The sequence below is a fragment of the Kribbella sp. NPDC026596 genome (assembly GCF_040638415.1).
In the GTDB taxonomy this organism is placed as follows: domain Bacteria; phylum Actinomycetota; class Actinomycetes; order Propionibacteriales; family Kribbellaceae; genus Kribbella.
On the sequence record NZ_JBEZYF010000034.1, the window covers coordinates 77,295 to 93,191 of the forward strand.

Below are 15,897 nucleotides of genomic sequence, written 5' to 3' on the forward strand. Positions count from 1 at the left end.
TCCCTCCCTGGAGCGTGACTGTGACGGGGCTCACGCTAAAGCGGGGCACGGAGACCGAGAAGGCGACGACGTTGTCAGGCTTCGAAGCAAACGACTGACCCTCGTGTCACGCCGCTGGACAGGTGACAAGCGGATTCCACATCTCGAAGGTGCCGGCCGGGTTGTGTTTCCAGACCCAGACGTGCAGGGAATAGAACGCCGGCAACCCGAACCGGTTCGGCTCGCTCGTCAGATTGAACGCCTGCCCGAACAGTCTGGGCGGCGATGAGTGTGTGGCGTCCCACGCAGCCTTGATCACGACGTACTCGACGGCCGCGAGCCGGAGGGTGCCGTCGTGGGTAGGCGCGTAGACGAGCGCCTCCGGCTGATTGGGCACGATGGCGGGATCGCCGACCAGCGTGGAGTTGGCCCAGTGAACGCCCATGCCCCCCATGCCGGGCATGTCGATGCAGGCGATTCCTTGGGTATCGGTGAGCAAGGCGTACTTGTGCTGCTCTGCGACGGCGATGCTGTGGTATTTCGCCGTGGCCTGCCGTAGCGACGCCAGACCGTGCTGCGGATGAGCTACGGCAGCGGATGAAGCGGTGGCCGTGAGCGCAATCGTGGCCAGAGCCGATCCGATGGCCAGCCTGATGTTCATCTCGAGCCCCCTGCCTGAGCATGTGGATGGCACGAGGATGCGCGGCGGAGACCGTGTACGGCGTCGGTGCGAGTCCCCCACTTTGGGGTCAGGCGACCCCTATCTTGGCGGTCGTTCGTTGACCCGGGGCTCGGGCGGTTCCTAGCGTGACAGCATGGCGCTGATCGAGCGCGGTCCCCAGTTGGCCGCACTGTCGCAGTATCTCGAGGACACCCGGGACGGATCGGGTGTTCTGGCTCTGGTGGCAGGCGAAGCCGGTAGCGGCAAGTCGGCACTCGTCTCGGATTTCCTTGCGGACGTGGCGGTTCGGGTCGTCGCGGGCTCGTGCGACGGGTTGTCGACGCCTCGGCCGCTCGGGCCGCTGATTGACATCGCGGCGCAGCTCGAGGTCGACGCCACGCTCCCCCGCGATCAACTGTTCGCGGCGATTCTCGACGCGCTCACGCGGCAGTCGACCATTGCGCTGGTGGAGGATCTGCATTGGGCCGACGACGCGACGACCGACTTCCTGCTGTATGCCGGGCGCCGTCTGGACGAGCTGCCCACGATGCTCATCGTGACGTATCGCGACGACGAGATCAGATCGAACGCGATGCTGACCCGATCGATCGGCGAGTTCGCCCGGTTGGGCGTCGTACGGCGGGTGCCGGTCGGCCCTCTGTCCGAGTCGGGTGTGGCTGCCTTGGTCACCGATTCCGGCCTCGATCCCGCTGAGGTGTTCCGACAGACCTCGGGCAATCCCTTCTTCGTCACCGAGTGCCTCGCGGCCGGATCGAGCAAGCCCGGCACGATCCGCGACGCCGTACTCGCCAGGGCAGCCCGGCTGCCGGTCCGCGGCCGTGGCGTTCTGGAGGTCGCCTCGCAACTGGGCCTGCGGTTCGAGGCGGATCTTCTCATCGAGGCTGGTGGCGCTGATGCAGGCGGTGTCGACGAGTGCGTCGCGCAGGGCATGTTGATGACGTTGGGGACCGAACTCGGATTCCGCCACGAGTTGTCGCGAGCAACCATCGCCGACGAGATCCCGCCGATCCGGCGGGCCACGGTGAACCGGGCGATCCTTCGAGCGCTCGAGCAGCGGCGTGGCGTCGACGTCGCGCGGCTGGCCGGCCATGCGGCGGCGGCCTACGAGACGGATCGCGCCTTCGGCTACGGCCTGCGGGCGGCTCAGCGCGCGGCCGATCTCGGGTCACACCGCGAAGCCGTCCACCACTACCGGACCGCGCTGCGGTTCGCCTCGCCTCAACCCGCGACCGAGCGCGCCGCGCTGCTCGATGCGCTCGCGGCCGAATGTATGGTCACCGACCAGATGGACGAGGCCCTAACGGCGGCCGAGGAATCACTGCAGCTGTGGAACGAGATCGGTGACCCGATCAAGGTCGGCGCGGCTCACATCGCCCTCGAGTACATCGCGTGGTACCTCGGACGAGGCGACGTGGCACTTGAGCACGCCTCCGCCGCCGTCGCCGTACTCGAACCTCACGGGCCGACCGTCGAGCTGGGTCGAGCTCTGACGGGTGCGGGCACCTTCGAGGTGGATACCGGAGACCCACAACACGGCCTCGCGACCCTTCGACGCGCGTTGGAGATCGCCACCTCGGCAGGCGACCCGTACAACGAGTCGAACACGCTCAACTCCATCGGCTGGGCGCTGGCCTACTACGGCGACGTCGAGAGCGGAGTCGCCCACCTCGAGCAGTCCCTGCAGGATGCGCTGAAACACGGCTTCGGCCACCTGAGCGGACGGGCCTATGCGAACCTCGCGACCGTCCTCGCCGACAACGACCGGTTCGACAGCGCCGCCGCCGTCATCGCCGACGGGCTGCGGCATGCCGAGGACCACGACCTGACCCTGCGATGGGTGTGCATCACCTCGGTGCTGGCCGACGTGGAGCTGAGACGCGGCCGGTGGGACGACGCGCTCGCCGACGCCTGGGGCGTCCTGCAACGAGCCGGAACGATGGCGGTCGGACACATCCCAGCGCTGACCACCATCGGCACGATCACCATGCGCCGCGGCGATCCGGACGCCCATTCCACGCTGCTGGAGGCGATGCAGCGCGCCGAGTCCACCGAGGACATGCAGCGGATCGTCCCGGTCGCGTTGGCGCTGGCCGAGGAAGCGTGGCTGCACCGCGACCTGCACAGTGCCCGCAGCTCGATCAGAAGCGTGCTCAACCGGAACGACAAGCCGCTCACCGTTCAGCATCGGGGCCAGCTGACCTCCTGGGCGACACGACTCGGCGACCCTCACGACGTACCCGTCGGCACACCGTCCCAGCTTGCCCTCGAGATCAACGGCGACTGGCAGCAGGCCGCTGACGCCTGGCACGCACTCGATCGGCCGTACGAACAATCCCTGGCACTGATCGAGGCCGGCGCACCAAGCGCGCTGGCCCACGCGTTCGACATCCTCGACCGTCTCGGTGCCCGTCCTGCCGCGACGCTCGCTGCCGAACGATTGCGGGGCCTGGGTGAACGAGTGCCCCGCGGGCTGCGACCAAGCACCCGCGGCAACCCAGCCGGCCTCACCTCCCGCGAGGTCGAGGTCCTCCAGCTCGTTGCCGACGGCCTGACGAACGCAGAGATCGGCGCTCGACTCTTCGTCTCGGACAAGACCGTCGAGCACCACGTCTCCCGGATACTCGGCAAGCTCGGCGTCCCCAATCGTCGCGAAGCCGCGAAGACGGCTCAGCAGCTGGACCTCCCCACGCCATAGGCGCGCGGCATGCTCCCGCCGGCGGCCCCGCCGTATCTGCGCGGTGCACAGATACGGCGCTCCACGATTCAGTGGGCCAGCCGGTTGCGACGGCGGTACAGCCACATCACGCCGCAAGCGACGCCCGCTCCGCCGAGCGCAGACGCCCCGGCCTGAACAACCTCCAGCCCAGACTCGCCCGACGACGCCGCGACAGTGCCTGAGGACTCCGCAGGACTCACCGGATAAGACGAGTCGTACGCCGGATAGTTCGGAGGCTCTGGATCGCGCGGGACGACCACGGCCGGCGGCGGCTCTTCCTTGACCGGGTCCCTTGCCCATGCCTCACTCGAGGTAACCGCGGCCGCGCCCACCACGAGCGCGAACACGGCGACGGCTGAACGCCTGCTGTCCATGGCTGTCTCCCCTTCTGGTGCTACTGCTGCGGTGGAATTTCCCCTGCCCATACGGTCGATCCGCCGCCCAGGCAACCGCATCGGGGACACCCCCTCAGATCAGCAGCGCGACCCCCAAACTTCGCAAACTGCCGACCGGCGCCCAGGGCGGCTCAGAACGTCGGCGCTCAAGCCGGCACACCGCGTCACACTCGCGGCCGTGACACATTCTTGATGAGCCACGACGCCAGCGGGCGCAACTGCGAGAAGGCAGCGAGTACCCGATCCGCCGCGGTCGGGGTGTGAATCCATTCCTCGCAGCCGAGCGGCCGGGCCGCGATAACCGACCTGTGCCGCAACAGCTTCGCCCGCGGATGGTCAGCGGGATACCCGCGCAGCGGCCGCTTCAGCAGGTCGCCCGACACCACGAACCCCTCCCGCTCAAGACCCCGAACGATAGCGACCAGCCGCGACCCGGAACCGGGATCCGCCACCGCTGCCCGGTACCGCTCGATCTGCGCCGACGGCGCGTACCACCACGCCACGCCAACCTCAAGGCCGTCCAGATCGAACCGAACTCCCAGTTCGATGTTCCGAGCCAGCCGAACGATCGCGTTCTGCCGCTGCCAGGCCTGCAGCAGCACGTCGCCGTACCCCCAGACAGCAAAATCCTCGTACTCCGGATCCGCGTCGGCCACCACATTCATCAACTCGACCATCGGCCGCCGAACCAGATTCTCCCGGTCCCGCCGACACCGCCGCCTGACCTCAACCGAAGGATCACCCTCAAGCTGCAACAACACATCAAAAGCACCCCTCGGCCATCCCCCGAAACCCTGCGGCTGCGGTGCCGTCATCGTCACTCCTTGTTCGTAGGCGGCTCGGTGAAGTTAGCTCCCGCGCATCCGGCGTGTCTATCGGCATCGCTACAGCCGGTCCGGGCGGTTCTGTCGGACCCTGGTGCGACGATGACGTCATGAGCTTCCCCATCCAGGGCAGTGCGACCACCCCCGTGCTCGAGATCGGCTACGAGGCGGCCGGCGAGCCGAGCGCGGACGGCGTTCCGGTGATCCTCCTGCACGGCTTCCCCTACGACGTACGCGCGTACGACGAGGTGGCAGACGAACTCGCGGCGAGCGGCCGGTACGTCCTCGCCCCCTACCTGCGCGGCTACGGCCCAACGAGGTTCCGCGATGCCCGGACCACGCGCTCCGGGCAGCAGGCGGCGATGGGCCAGGACCTGCTGGACTTCATGGACGCGTTGGAGATCGACCGGGCCGTCGTCGCGGGCTACGACTGGGGCGGCCGGGCCGCATGTATCGCCGCAGCCCTGTGGCCGGAGCGCCTCACGGGCCTGGTCACCTGCGGTGGCTACGCGATCCAGGACATCGCGAAATCCGGCGAACCCGCGCCCGCCGAGATCGAACTGAAGCTCTGGTACCAGTACTACTTCCACTCCGAACGCGGCCGACGCGGCCTGACCCGCAACCGCGATGAGCTGTGCGCCCTGCTCTGGCGCGACTGGTCGCCGACCTGGACCGCCTCCGCTGCCGCCTACCCCGCCACCGCGCCCAGCCTGCACAACCCGGACTTCGTCGACGTGGTGATCCACTCCTACCGCCACCGTTACGGCCTGACCGAAGGCGATCCGCGCTACCAGCAACTGGAGGCCGCACTCGCCGCACTACCGAAGATCGCCGTCCCTACCATCATCCTCGTCAGCGAGGCCGACGGCGTGACCGGTCCAGCCGGCCTCGACCACGGTCCGCACTTCACCGGACCCTGCGAGATCCGCTCACTGCCGGGCATCGGCCACAACGTGCCACAGGAGGCGCCAACCGCCTTCGCCAAGGCGGTGCTGAGCCTACCCACGAAGTGATTGAAGACCACTCCGGCTGCCGGATGCGGCGAGAGACAGCTTCCTCGCCGCGCCGGCAGCTAACAACAGATCAGACCAGCTTGGTCAGGAAGATCTGCTGCGTATGGTCCCGCTGCGTTCGCGTCGCGCCACGGTCACTGGTGAAGACCACGATGCCCCGATGCACCGCCGGCCACGTGTTGTTGCCACGGTGGCTCACCTGCGTGGCGGCAGACCAGCCGGTCTTGGCGTCGAGGGTGGCGGTGAAGACCTTCCAACGCCAGTCCGCCGAACGAGAGTCGTACCAGACCGCGCGTACCGTGCCGTCGGGATCCACGCCCAGCTTGGCCCGCTGACTCATCGCGCTCGGAGCGAGGGCGACCTGCTCGAACGCGGTCCAGGTGGCGCCGCCGTCGGTGGAACGGCTGGCTCGGAGCGCGAGGTTGGCTCCGGAGCTCCGCAGCTCGCCGCTCTCCCAGATCGCGACGAAGTCGCCGTTCTCGTCCACGGTCAGGCCCGGGTGCCGGTCAGACCGATCGGTGACCTTGCTGACCTGGACCGGGCTGCTCCAGCTGCCGCGCGGTGACGTGCGAGCCGACGCGAGAATCTGCCAGTTGTCCGGATCCGTGCCACCGCCGGCCGGCTGGCCCGCCGGAGGAGTGTGGCCAGTCCACAGCGGGTCGGGGTCGTAGCGGTCGTCCTGCCAGCTGATCACTGCTTCGCCGCCGTCCGCGACGGCGATGACCGGGAACAGCGAGGCGGGATAGCGCGGAGAGCGCGCGTCGGTGGGCACTCCGGGGCTGGTCGTCTTGCCCGCTGCGGAGATATTCACCCCGGCTGCGTCGATGCCGATGACCTGCGCAAAGACATCGAACGCGCCGTCACTGTTGTCGGACCAGGCGACCAGTGGGTGCTTGCTGTCGATCAGCGCCAGCGCAGGATGAATGGCACGACCGTCGCCCTTGCTGATCTTGTCCGCAGACTTGAACGAGCTGCCGCTGTTGGTGCTGTGCGCCAGCAGGATTACCGGCTGATGCGGCTGCTCGTTACCTTGTTCGTCCTCCCACACCACCCACACATCGTCAGCGGTCGCGGCCACGCGCGGGAACCGCGCCGTCCCCGAACCGGACAGGGTGATGGACCTGGTGACTTTGCCCTTGTGGTTGATTCGGCGGTAAACCACCTTGCTGGCATGGTCCTCGTGCACCTCGGCTACGACGTGTACGACGTCGCCTACGACAGCCACATCGGAGAAGCCGGTGAAAATGCCTACGTCGCCGGTGACCAGCATCGCCTGGTCGTCCGTGGTGTCGGCGGCCGGGAGCGCGATCGCAGGCTGGGGGCCGGCCGGAGCACCGACCGACACGAAGATCGGTGAGGTGGCGCCACGGAGCTGGTCCGGCAGGTTCGGGTCGGCCTCGCTACCGGAGGCGCCACCGGGCGAACGAGCCTCGACCCGGTACCAGTTGTGCACCAGGCCGTGGAGCCGGAGCGGCAGCTCGAACGTCTCGCTGGCCCGCACCGGCCGGAACGTCGCGATCGGACCCGCCGAACGGCCCGGGCTCGCGTAGACGAGGACGCTAGTACCCTGGCCACCCTCGACCTTCACGCGCAGCGTTGCGTCCTCGGACAGCCTGCGGCCGTGTACGACGACCTCGTCGCCGCCGATCGCCTCGAACTCCCCGTCGCCGTCGACGTCCGCTTCGATCGTGAGGACCGGTCCTGTGATCTTCTGCGAGACAGTCGTCCGTCCGCCTCGGAACCCGTCGAGGATGCCCTGGACCGAGCGCTCGGCCGCGAACACATGGGTGGTCGGCATGCCGGGCGAGTCGATGGCCCACAGCTCGCGGAAGTGGCAGTCGCTGGCCGCGGCGACACCGAAGCGGAAGCCGGCGTTCCAGCGGTTCTCGGCGTACTCGATCTCCACGTCCGGGTCACTGGCGACGTTGAGCACCTCGACCAGGTCCGCGCCCTGGACGCTGGCATTGTCGTTCGGGCCTGCGGCCCGGGTGTACTCGCCGTCGTCGGGGTGGGCCTGCGACCACACCGCGCCCTGGGCATGCGCGTCCCAGACCGACTGCTGCACATGACGAAAAGCCGGCGAACCGGGCGGGTTGGCGCCGTCCACGATCACATCGACGTTGCCCAACACAACGGCGTGTGGCGAACCGTTGGCCTCCTCGCCCGGGAGCAGCAGCAGTGCGGACGATTTCCACTGAGGGTCCCAGACCTGGTCGTACGTCCGGTGGTCGGTCAGCGGCATGAAGTCGAGGCCGGTCCGCTCGCCCTGCGCGATCTGGTCCCCGACAGGCAGATTGCCGGGCAGGGTCTGCTTGGATGTCTGCCGAGGCCCGCTGCCATCCGACGAGTGGTCGTCGTGGACGTGAGTATCCCCCGCCAGCCACAGACCTGTGGGAACCTTGGCTCCGTTGGCTACTCCGGCCGCCGGCATCGCCTCGGTCGCCTCGAGCGCAGGCCCAGCGGCCGCCTGGGCAGCGCCTGCCCCGAGACCGGCCACAGCGACCGAAGCACCAGCTGCGATCACGAACCGCCGACGAGTCAGGCTGGCGAAGTCCGAACCGTCGGACTCCCTTGGTGTCTCCATAGTGCGATCTGGACCTTTCCTCAACAAGTAGTTGATGAGGAAACTAAGCGTCTCTGCGCGCCACAGAATGAACAGACCACCAATGACTCGCGCTGATCAGTGGAAGAACACACACGGGGTGCGACTCCGTCATCCCTGCCATACCTGGAATCGCCTGGTCCCAGGCTGCTGTAGCGTCGCCGAAGAGTTCGGGTCCACGAACACGCTGGAAGGGAAACCCAGGATGGCCAGCTCGGGAACACCGGACCCGACGGAGGGTTCGGGCACGACCTGGTGCTCTGTGGCTGCGGCGCAGTACGAACCGCGGCGGTAGCCCCAACTCGTCGGCGGCAACCGGCAGGGTCCGGCGCTCGCCGGGGGATGCACCGGCGGTAGCCCGGGGTGGGTGGCGGCATGCGTAGCAGCGACAAAGCAGCTAATTGCTGATGGCAATCTTTCCGGAGGTGCCGAACAGCGGCCGTCAGCAGGTATTGGGATAGATCTGCAGCAGAGCTGACTTGGACTGCGTCCACTGCTTGTGCGGGGCCGTACGTCGGCAGCCTTCCCGCGAGGACGGCGGTGTCGCCGAAGAAGTGCGTGGCGATCGTTGCTCCTTACGTCGACATCATCCATTCCCTTGTGAGGCGGTGAGGCGTATCAGTCGTCAGGGCCCGGGCCTCTTATAGGTGAGAAGGATTGGCTCGAGACGGTCGGCACGTAGGTGGTGCTGACGAGTGGAGGCGCGACCATGGCGAATCTCCTCGATCCGCCGACCGGCGGACTCAATGACAAAACAGATGTCTCCTTTCATTACTGGCGCCGGGTGTTCTGGCTCGTCGTGGGCGTCATCGGCTTCGGAGTTCTCGCAGTACTTCTCCGCGGTCTTGGCGGAAACGACGCGTGGCAGCAGGCGGTCTGGGGCACGCTCCTCGTGATCTCCGCCTTGTTGATCCTGGTTGTCCTGCTCGGGGCGGCTCAGCTGCCGAAAGGCCGGCTCCCCGCCCGGATCGAGCCACTCCTCGAGCGCATCGCGGAGCGGCGCAACCGGCTCGTCGGGCTGCGCTGGCTCGCACTGATCCTCGCTACGGTTGTCGCCGCGCACTTCAGCAACACCGCGAGTCTCAAGGGTCAGACGAAGTCGATCGTCGAGATCGAGCTCGCCGGCAGCAGCAAGGCGTGGACTGCCTGCGCGTGCGACGACGCCTTCGCGACAGCCGTCCACCAAGACTTCTGGTTCATCGCCGCCTACGTTCTCCTGCTCGGTTTTCTGGCGTTGTGGGCCGGCGCGTACTTCCGGCTGCCCGCGCTGCGCCGGGCGCGCGCTTCCGTCGTGATCGCGGTCCTCGTAGCCGGCGCCCTGGACGTCGTCGAGGACATCCTCATGCTCACCGCGGGATCGTCGGACCAGGCGTGGCGGTTCGTCGCGGTCTGCGCGTGGGCGAAGTTCGCCTTGCTGCTCATCGCCATCGTCTACATCATCGCCGGCGCGTTCGCTTGGTGGTCAACGCCCCGCTGGGTGCGGCTCGCCTCCTGGGCGCTGCCGGAGTACGCCCGCAAGTCGGCGGACGAGGTGGCCAAGACGCCACCTTCGGAGAACGTCACCCCGGCCGCGGAAGGTACCCAGACGAAGCGCGCCGAGCCTCCGGCGGAGACTGCGAGGCACGGCATTGCCCTTTCCGGGGGCGGCATCCGGGCATCGTCGATCAGTCTCGGCGCGCTCCAGGTGCTCGACGACGACGTACTGCGCTGGTCCGAGGCGCGCGCGGTCACCGCTGTGTCAGGCGGGGCGAACATGGCGGCAGGCTGGAGCATCTCGCGGTCGAGCTACGAGACCGCGGGGCCTGGGAACACCGACCGACCAGAGTCCGTCGGCGGGAACCCTGATCGAGTACCGCCTGGCGAACTGGAGCCTGTTCCGTGGGAGCGGCAGGCGAGTGGGTTGCCCACCCTCGAGGAGCGCCATCTCGTCGACAATCTCGGCTACCTCGCGTCGAACCAGCCTCGAGGATCCGGCACCGACCCGGCCGCCACTGACGCCACCAGGACCGCCGGCCCCGAGAGCGAGCAGTCCTCCGGCAAGGCGTCGTACCGTCCCGCGGTCTTCGCGACGGTCGTCGCCGGGCTGACCGTCAATGCGGTGGTGCTGATGAGCATGCTCTGGGCGATCACTCGGCCGGTGGGTTGGGCGCTGCGCGAGCTCTCGGCCCAAGACGGCGACCTGCACCGGGGAACGATGCATCAGCTCGTCACGGAACATTCGCTCGCGCTGCCAGGGATCGTCTTCCTGGTCGTCGGATTCGCCGCCCTGATGCTCTGGGTGCTGGCCGGCCGGCTCCTCGTCGGTCCTGCCGAGCAGCAGCAGTGGGCGCGCGTCACACTGCGGACGCTGAGGATGGCGACGTACGGCGGCCTCGCACTCGGGGCGTTGCTCGCAATGGTTCTGTGGGGCTTCGTCGAACTGGTCGGCGCGGTGGCGTATCTGTCGTTGCCCGCGCTGATCGCGACGGTCGCGGCCAGCGCCGGTGTGATCGGCTCGGTCGTCCGCATTCTCCGGAAGCCGGCTGCGCGCTTCGCGCCGATGCTCGGCGGCCTTGCCTTCCTCGTGGTCGCGCTGGGTCTGACAGCGCTGGCGACGTGGACCTCGGCCAAGCACGGGGTGAGTTGGTCTGCTCATGGGCTGATCAGCTGGCAGTCCGGCTGGAACTGGGTTGCCGCGCTGGTGCTTGTCGCGATCGCACTCGTCGGACCGAGCCCCGAAAGCTGGTCGCTGGCGCCCTTCTACCGAGGCAAGTTGCGCCTCGCCTACGCGACCTACCGAACCCGGGACGCGCAGGACAAGGAACATGTGCACCAGTACGTGAACGACAACATCGCCCGTCAAGACCGGACCAAGCGTGAACCGGGACTGTTCGCCTTCAATGGAGACGACGCAACGGTACGCACGCCGCTGGTGGTGTGCACGACCAGCACCGTCACCTCGCGGGCGGTCCGCACCCACTACGGCACCCCGGCTCTCAGCGTGACGTTCGACCCCGACCGGACGACTCTGCACCTGCCCCAGGACGGAAGCGGCAACATGCTCGAGTTCGCCGCATCCACGCGCGTGATCGACCGGCTCGGCAACAAACTGCGCAAACGCGTTACCACCATGATGGCGGTCGCCATCTCCAGCGCCGCGGTCTCGCCGGCGATGGGCCGGTTCCGAATCGGGCCGACCAGCATGCTGCTGACGTTCTTCAACATCCGGCTCGGTGTGTGGATCGCCAACCCACGTTTCGTCACTCAACTCAAGGCTGCCGGCCTGGAGGACGTTGACGACCTGTCCTATCCACACACCGGCCTCGGCTATCTGTTCAAGGAGTTCTTCGGGATCCACGACCTCGACGACCCCTACCTCTACCTGACCGACGGCGGACACTGGGAGAACACCGGACTCGTCGAGTTGCTTCGCATCAACGAAATCACCGAGATCGTCTGCGTCGACGCCGACTCTGGTCCTGGCGACGCGACAAGCTCGCTCGGCAAGGCCATCGCGATCGCCCCCAGCGAGTGCGACATCCGGATCGACATCAGTCTCGACCCCCTTCGGGCGGCGCCCAGCGCTTCCCGAGTCCCGGCGTACGCGCCCCGCACCGTCAACATCGGGTTCTTCACCAAAGGCGCGGGCTTCTTCACCGAGAAGACCCGGGTCGGTGTGCTGTGGTACGCCAAGCCCGGCCTGGCCAAGGAGATGCCCGCGGCACTGCTTGCGTTCCACGAGCGCTACCCGAGTTATCCGCGGGAGAGCACCTTGAACCAGTTCTTCGACACGGCAAGCTTCGTGGCGTACCGCGACCTCGGCCGTTACAACGCCGCCCAGATCCTGCTGGCGCGCCGAAAGCTTCAGGAGGCCCTGACCGAACTCCTGGCCATCAACGACCCCGCTCTGTTGGAAAAAAAGCTGTCAGAAATGGCCCGCGACCCGAACACCCACTGGACCGTCACGGAACTCTCCCGCGCCGCCCACAGCGCCGTACGTCCCGGCGCCACCGACACCGCCCCCCAGATCGCAGCCTACTGCCACGCAGTCCAGACCTCCCTGGTCTCCACCTGACCAGCAAACTGGCCGTGCTCCAGGAAGTACCGCGCCGACGCGGATCACGTCACAGGAGTGCCGCCGACGGGTGTGGGGCGTTGGTTCCTGCGCGAGGCTGCGCGGTTGGCGATCACTGCCGTTGTGGTGCCGGTGGCTGCGAAGAGTACGCCGAGCGCGATCCAACCTGGCGTGCCGTGGTCGATCGCGCTTGTGGTGACGACGGATGGGCTGAGCATCAGGGCGAGCGCGTAGCCCGTTTGGCTGAGGCCTTGGTAGGCGCCCGCGCGAGCAGGGTCGGCGAGTTCGAAGGCCATGGTCCAGCCTCCGGCCTCGCCCTGTGTCTCGGCCGCGGAGGCGGCGAGCGCGGCGAGGAGCAGGACAGCTGTTGCTGCTGCGGCGCCGAGGTACCCCGCGCTGGCGAAGAGCAAGCAGGCGACGAGCAGGAACAGACCTGCGCGTCGTACCGACCGCCCGGCGGTGCGCAGGTTGTGTGCACCGCGGGAGGCGCGGACCTGGAAGAGAGCCACATAGGTGGTGTTGACCAGCAGGAGCGCTGAAACGACGACCGTTGGGGCATCTGTGTGGTCCGCGACCCACAGCGGTATCCCGACCGACGTCAGTCCGAACTGGATCGCGAGTACGGCGTTGAGGATCGTCGACACGACGTACGTACGATCGCGCAAGGGGGAGCGTCCACGCACGGATGTCGCGGCGCCGTCGGAAGCATCCATGCGTGCCGCCAGTCCAGCGACCCTGCGGCGCAGGCCGATCAGTGGCAGTGTGCCGAGCATTGTGACCGCGCCGACGAGAACCACGGTCAGGCGGTACGCCGATGTCGTGTCGACCATCAGAGCGAGTCCCGCGAGCAGACTGCCGCAACCGATGAAGACGTTCATCACCACACGCAGCCTGGCGCGGACAGTGACCCGCTCGGGGCCGACGTACCACCGGGCAAGCAATGTCACCTGGGCGGTGCTCTGCAGGCCGCGCGTCGCGGAAACGCAGGCCGCGATCAGGACGAAGCTGACAACGTTGCTGGCGAAGGCATACGCCAGCAGTGAGGCTCCGTTCGCGGCTAGCGTCCATTGCTGCAGCCGATCTGCACCGTATCGGTCGCTCAGCCGCCCACCGACGTACGACGCCAGGACGCCAACCCCTCCGGCAGCGGTGAGCCCGATCCCGACGACGGCTGGAGACAGCCCGACTCCGCGGGTGAAATAGAGCGCGCTGACGGCGAAGAACATGCCACGGGACAGCGACAGCGCGGCCACGGCGGAGGCGAGCGCGCGCTCGATGGGATCGCGGAGGAGCTCAGGCACGCGACAGTTCTCGCATCCGGTGGCTGGCGGTACCAGCGATGTAGCGTATTGCTTCATGATCGAGTACGAACTCGCGGGCAACGATCTCGGCGAAGTGCGGTTCGCGATCTCACCGCTGCATGAGTTGATCCTGTCCCTGCGGACCCTGCGCGACCCCGGCCGGTTCCCACTGCAATTGCCCTGGCTGCGGGCCACCGAGCCGGCGCGCGCCGGGCTCGATCTGGATCTGCTCCGCGCCCTGACGAACGAGTCGCTGTGGACGCCGGACTTCCTCACCCCACGGCCCTACAGTCCGCTGGCAAGGATCGAGGACGAGCTGTCGACTCTGACAAGCACCCCGGCCGGCGTCGTACGCGCGGACCTCGCGGAGATCCATCCGGCCACGCTGCCGTCGGTGCTTCAAGGTCGACCGGCCAGGGTGCTCAGCCGTGTGCTGGCGGCGCTGCGGGACTACTGGCAGGCCTGTTTCGAGCCGTACTGGGCGCGGATGCGGACAGTGCTCGAGGCCGACGTCGTCTACCGCGGCCGAGTCATGGCGCACACCGGTCTCGCGGCGATGTTCGCCGACGTCGACCCGCATGTCCGCCTCGACGGCACCGTCCTCCGGATACGTCTGCGCAGCGACCTCTCCTACCGGACCTCGACCGCCGGCCGCGGACTGACGCTTACTCCCTCGCTCTTCAGCCGACGCGGGTCGGTGCCGATCTCCCCCGGCGAGCCGCCGCACCTCATCTATCCGGCACGCGGCCTCGGAACGCTCTGGGAGACCGAGACAAGTACCCCGTCAACCGCCCTGATAGGCCTGATCGGCCGCGTCCGGGCCCGGCTACTCGGCCTGCTCGAGACCCCGACGTCGTCCACCGAACTCGCCGTACGCCTCAACGTCACACCGACCGCAGTCAACCAACACCTACGCGCCCTGCGCGCAGCCGGCCTACTGATCTCGGCCCGCCACGGCCGCTCAGTCCTCTACCGCCGCTCAGACCTCGGCGACCGCCTAATCCGTGGCACGTAAACACAGTTTGCCGCCCTCAACCGGCCGACCCGCTCCATGACCGCAACCACGTCAATCGGCAACACACCCGCATGAGTTGACACCACTTCGCACCACAAGCCGCACCACGAGGTGCGGCGCGGCAAGGGCGGAGGGCATCCGCCGCGTACCGTTGGAAGTCCCCCAACGTGTGGTGTCATCCTCTGACCTGCACGGGACAGGTGCCCCGGCCGGCACTCTGTTCGCTCTACTCTCAGCGCAGGACGGCCGGGCTGTACGAGTACCAGGTGGTGGCCGTCGACGGCAGGTAGGCCTGGTACGTGCGGGCTCGGTTGGTAGTGATCGTGTACGTCGCGAGTCCTGATGAGTTCGGCGTGACGTATGTGAGCGTCCGCCACGGCTTGCCCGGGTCCTGGTACATAAGCAGCATCCGCCCGTGCGAGCGGACGTACTTCTGCAGTCCGGGGCTGTAGTACGTCGCCGACGCGGTGAGCGTGACCTTGGTCCCCCGCCGTACCGCCGACAACCCCGTCACCGACTTGACCTTGGTCAGCGAGTAGCCGGGCAGCAGCTTGACCGGCATTACATGACCCTTCCAATCCAGAGCCGGGCCGCTCGGCGTCCAGGTTTCGGTCGCCCCGAGAGCCGTGAAAGCCACATTGACGGAACAGTTGAGGTGACAGTCGAGCGTGTAGGGCCCGTCTGGCAGTCCGCTCGACGTTCCCGTCCACGTCGCGTACCTCATCTGGGTTGGCCCCGGACAGTTTCCACCCAGCCGAAACGCGACATGCGTATCCTGCCCGCACCCGCATAACCCCCCTCCCCCAGGCAGACGTTGTGAGCGGAGCCTACGCCCAGCGCACCGGGCTGTACGAGTACCAAGTGGTGCCTGCCGCCGACACCGCAGATGCAGAGGGCACGACTCTGGCCGACCTGGTCGATCCGATAGCCCACCGGCATCTGAACCAGGTCGTCAGCCGGTACGCGGCCTTTCGTCATAATGCCCATCAGATCGATCGGCGCAAGCGGGTCGTTACCAAGACCCGGCACCGGAGAACTATGGTCGATCTGGCAGCCCGCCCGAAAAGGACTGGGTCAGGAGCAAGAAGTTGAATGGCACTTGACATAAGGCCGCTCATCGGGCCGCAAAGCGAGGGGGACGGGATCTGCATCTCATGCAGCACTCCCGTCTTGTGGACACGAGCATGTTCCACACAGTTGGCCCCGAACTTGGTCGCCAAGCGTGGCGCGGGCGGGACGGGTGCGGGAGACTTCCTCGATGGCTCCTGAGTACGCCCAAAGTGACCAGTTCCGTGGTGGCCGCATCCACCTGTGCG

General features: G+C 67.6%; 10 protein-coding genes. 4 read left to right on the top strand and 6 right to left on the bottom strand.

Going from position 1 to position 15,897, the window contains the following annotated elements:
• Window positions 1-106 precede the first annotated feature (106 nt).
• A complete protein-coding gene (locus AB0E63_RS26480) occupies window positions 107-640 on the bottom strand; it encodes a hypothetical protein (protein WP_360371631.1) in 534 nt (177 codons plus the stop codon).
• Between the two features lie 154 nt (window positions 641-794).
• Here AB0E63_RS26480 and AB0E63_RS26485 point away from each other — a divergent pair, with 154 nt between their 5' ends.
• Window positions 795-3,356, top strand: a complete 2,562-nt coding sequence (locus AB0E63_RS26485) for a LuxR C-terminal-related transcriptional regulator (RefSeq protein WP_360371634.1) — start codon at window positions 795-797, stop codon at window positions 3,354-3,356.
• A 68-nt stretch (window positions 3,357-3,424) separates the two neighbouring features.
• Here the strand turns inward: AB0E63_RS26485 and AB0E63_RS26490 are convergent, their stop codons facing one another.
• Together AB0E63_RS26490 and AB0E63_RS26495 are read right to left on the bottom strand one after the other, a co-directional pair.
• On the bottom strand, window positions 3,425-3,751 hold the full coding sequence (locus AB0E63_RS26490) for a hypothetical protein (RefSeq protein WP_360371637.1): 327 nt from the start codon (window positions 3,749-3,751) through the stop codon (window positions 3,425-3,427).
• A gap of 185 nt (window positions 3,752-3,936) precedes the next feature.
• On the bottom strand, window positions 3,937-4,437 hold the full coding sequence (locus tag AB0E63_RS26495) for a DUF2461 family protein (protein ID WP_360371640.1): 501 nt from the start codon (window positions 4,435-4,437) through the stop codon (window positions 3,937-3,939).
• 269 nt (window positions 4,438-4,706) lie between these two features.
• On the opposite strand from AB0E63_RS26495, the gene AB0E63_RS26500 reads away from it, so the two are divergent.
• On the top strand, window positions 4,707-5,609 hold the full coding sequence (locus AB0E63_RS26500) for an alpha/beta hydrolase (protein ID WP_360371643.1): 903 nt from the start codon (window positions 4,707-4,709) through the stop codon (window positions 5,607-5,609).
• A gap of 70 nt (window positions 5,610-5,679) precedes the next feature.
• Here AB0E63_RS26500 and AB0E63_RS26505 read toward each other — a convergent pair whose 3' ends face one another.
• Window positions 5,680-8,193, bottom strand: coding sequence for a CehA/McbA family metallohydrolase (locus AB0E63_RS26505; protein ID WP_360371646.1), 2,514 nt, complete (start codon window positions 8,191-8,193; stop codon window positions 5,680-5,682).
• Between the two features lie 727 nt (window positions 8,194-8,920).
• On the opposite strand from AB0E63_RS26505, the gene AB0E63_RS26510 reads away from it, so the two are divergent.
• Window positions 8,921-12,265, top strand: a complete 3,345-nt coding sequence (locus AB0E63_RS26510) for a hypothetical protein (RefSeq protein ID WP_360371649.1) — start codon at window positions 8,921-8,923, stop codon at window positions 12,263-12,265.
• 44 nt (window positions 12,266-12,309) lie between these two features.
• Here AB0E63_RS26510 and AB0E63_RS26515 read toward each other — a convergent pair whose 3' ends face one another.
• Window positions 12,310-13,566 carry an MFS transporter gene (locus tag AB0E63_RS26515; protein ID WP_360371652.1) on the bottom strand — a complete coding sequence of 419 codons (1,257 nt, stop codon included), beginning with the start codon at window positions 13,564-13,566 and terminating at the stop codon, window positions 12,310-12,312.
• Window positions 13,567-13,621: 55 nt separating this feature from the next.
• Here AB0E63_RS26515 and AB0E63_RS26520 point away from each other — a divergent pair, with 55 nt between their 5' ends.
• A complete protein-coding gene (locus tag AB0E63_RS26520) occupies window positions 13,622-14,581 on the top strand; it encodes a DUF5937 family protein (protein WP_360371655.1) in 960 nt (319 codons plus the stop codon).
• A 232-nt stretch (window positions 14,582-14,813) separates the two neighbouring features.
• On the opposite strand, the gene AB0E63_RS26525 is transcribed toward AB0E63_RS26520, so the two are convergent.
• Entirely contained in the window at window positions 14,814-15,143 is a 330-nt protein-coding gene (locus tag AB0E63_RS26525) for a hypothetical protein (RefSeq protein ID WP_360371658.1), read from the bottom strand.
• Between the last annotated feature and the right edge of the window lie 754 nt (window positions 15,144-15,897).

Excerpts from the sequence above, each read along its gene's own strand:
- AB0E63_RS26520 (WP_360371655.1), top strand. The coding sequence starts at position 13,622 with ATGATCGAGTACGAACTCGCGGGCAACGATCTCGGCGAAGTGCGGTTC.
- AB0E63_RS26495 (WP_360371640.1), bottom strand. The coding sequence starts at position 4,437 with ATGAATGTGGTGGCCGACGCGGATCCGGAGTACGAGGATTTTGCTGTC.
- AB0E63_RS26490 (WP_360371637.1), bottom strand. The coding sequence starts at position 3,751 with ATGGACAGCAGGCGTTCAGCCGTCGCCGTGTTCGCGCTCGTGGTGGGC.
- AB0E63_RS26505 (WP_360371646.1), bottom strand. The coding sequence starts at position 8,193 with ATGGAGACACCAAGGGAGTCCGACGGTTCGGACTTCGCCAGCCTGACT.
- AB0E63_RS26510 (WP_360371649.1), top strand. The coding sequence starts at position 8,921 with ATGGCGAATCTCCTCGATCCGCCGACCGGCGGACTCAATGACAAAACA.
- AB0E63_RS26480 (WP_360371631.1), bottom strand. The coding sequence starts at position 640 with ATGAACATCAGGCTGGCCATCGGATCGGCTCTGGCCACGATTGCGCTC.
- AB0E63_RS26500 (WP_360371643.1), top strand. The coding sequence starts at position 4,707 with ATGAGCTTCCCCATCCAGGGCAGTGCGACCACCCCCGTGCTCGAGATC.
- AB0E63_RS26485 (WP_360371634.1), top strand. The coding sequence starts at position 795 with ATGGCGCTGATCGAGCGCGGTCCCCAGTTGGCCGCACTGTCGCAGTAT.
- AB0E63_RS26525 (WP_360371658.1), bottom strand. The coding sequence starts at position 15,143 with ATGCCGGTCAAGCTGCTGCCCGGCTACTCGCTGACCAAGGTCAAGTCG.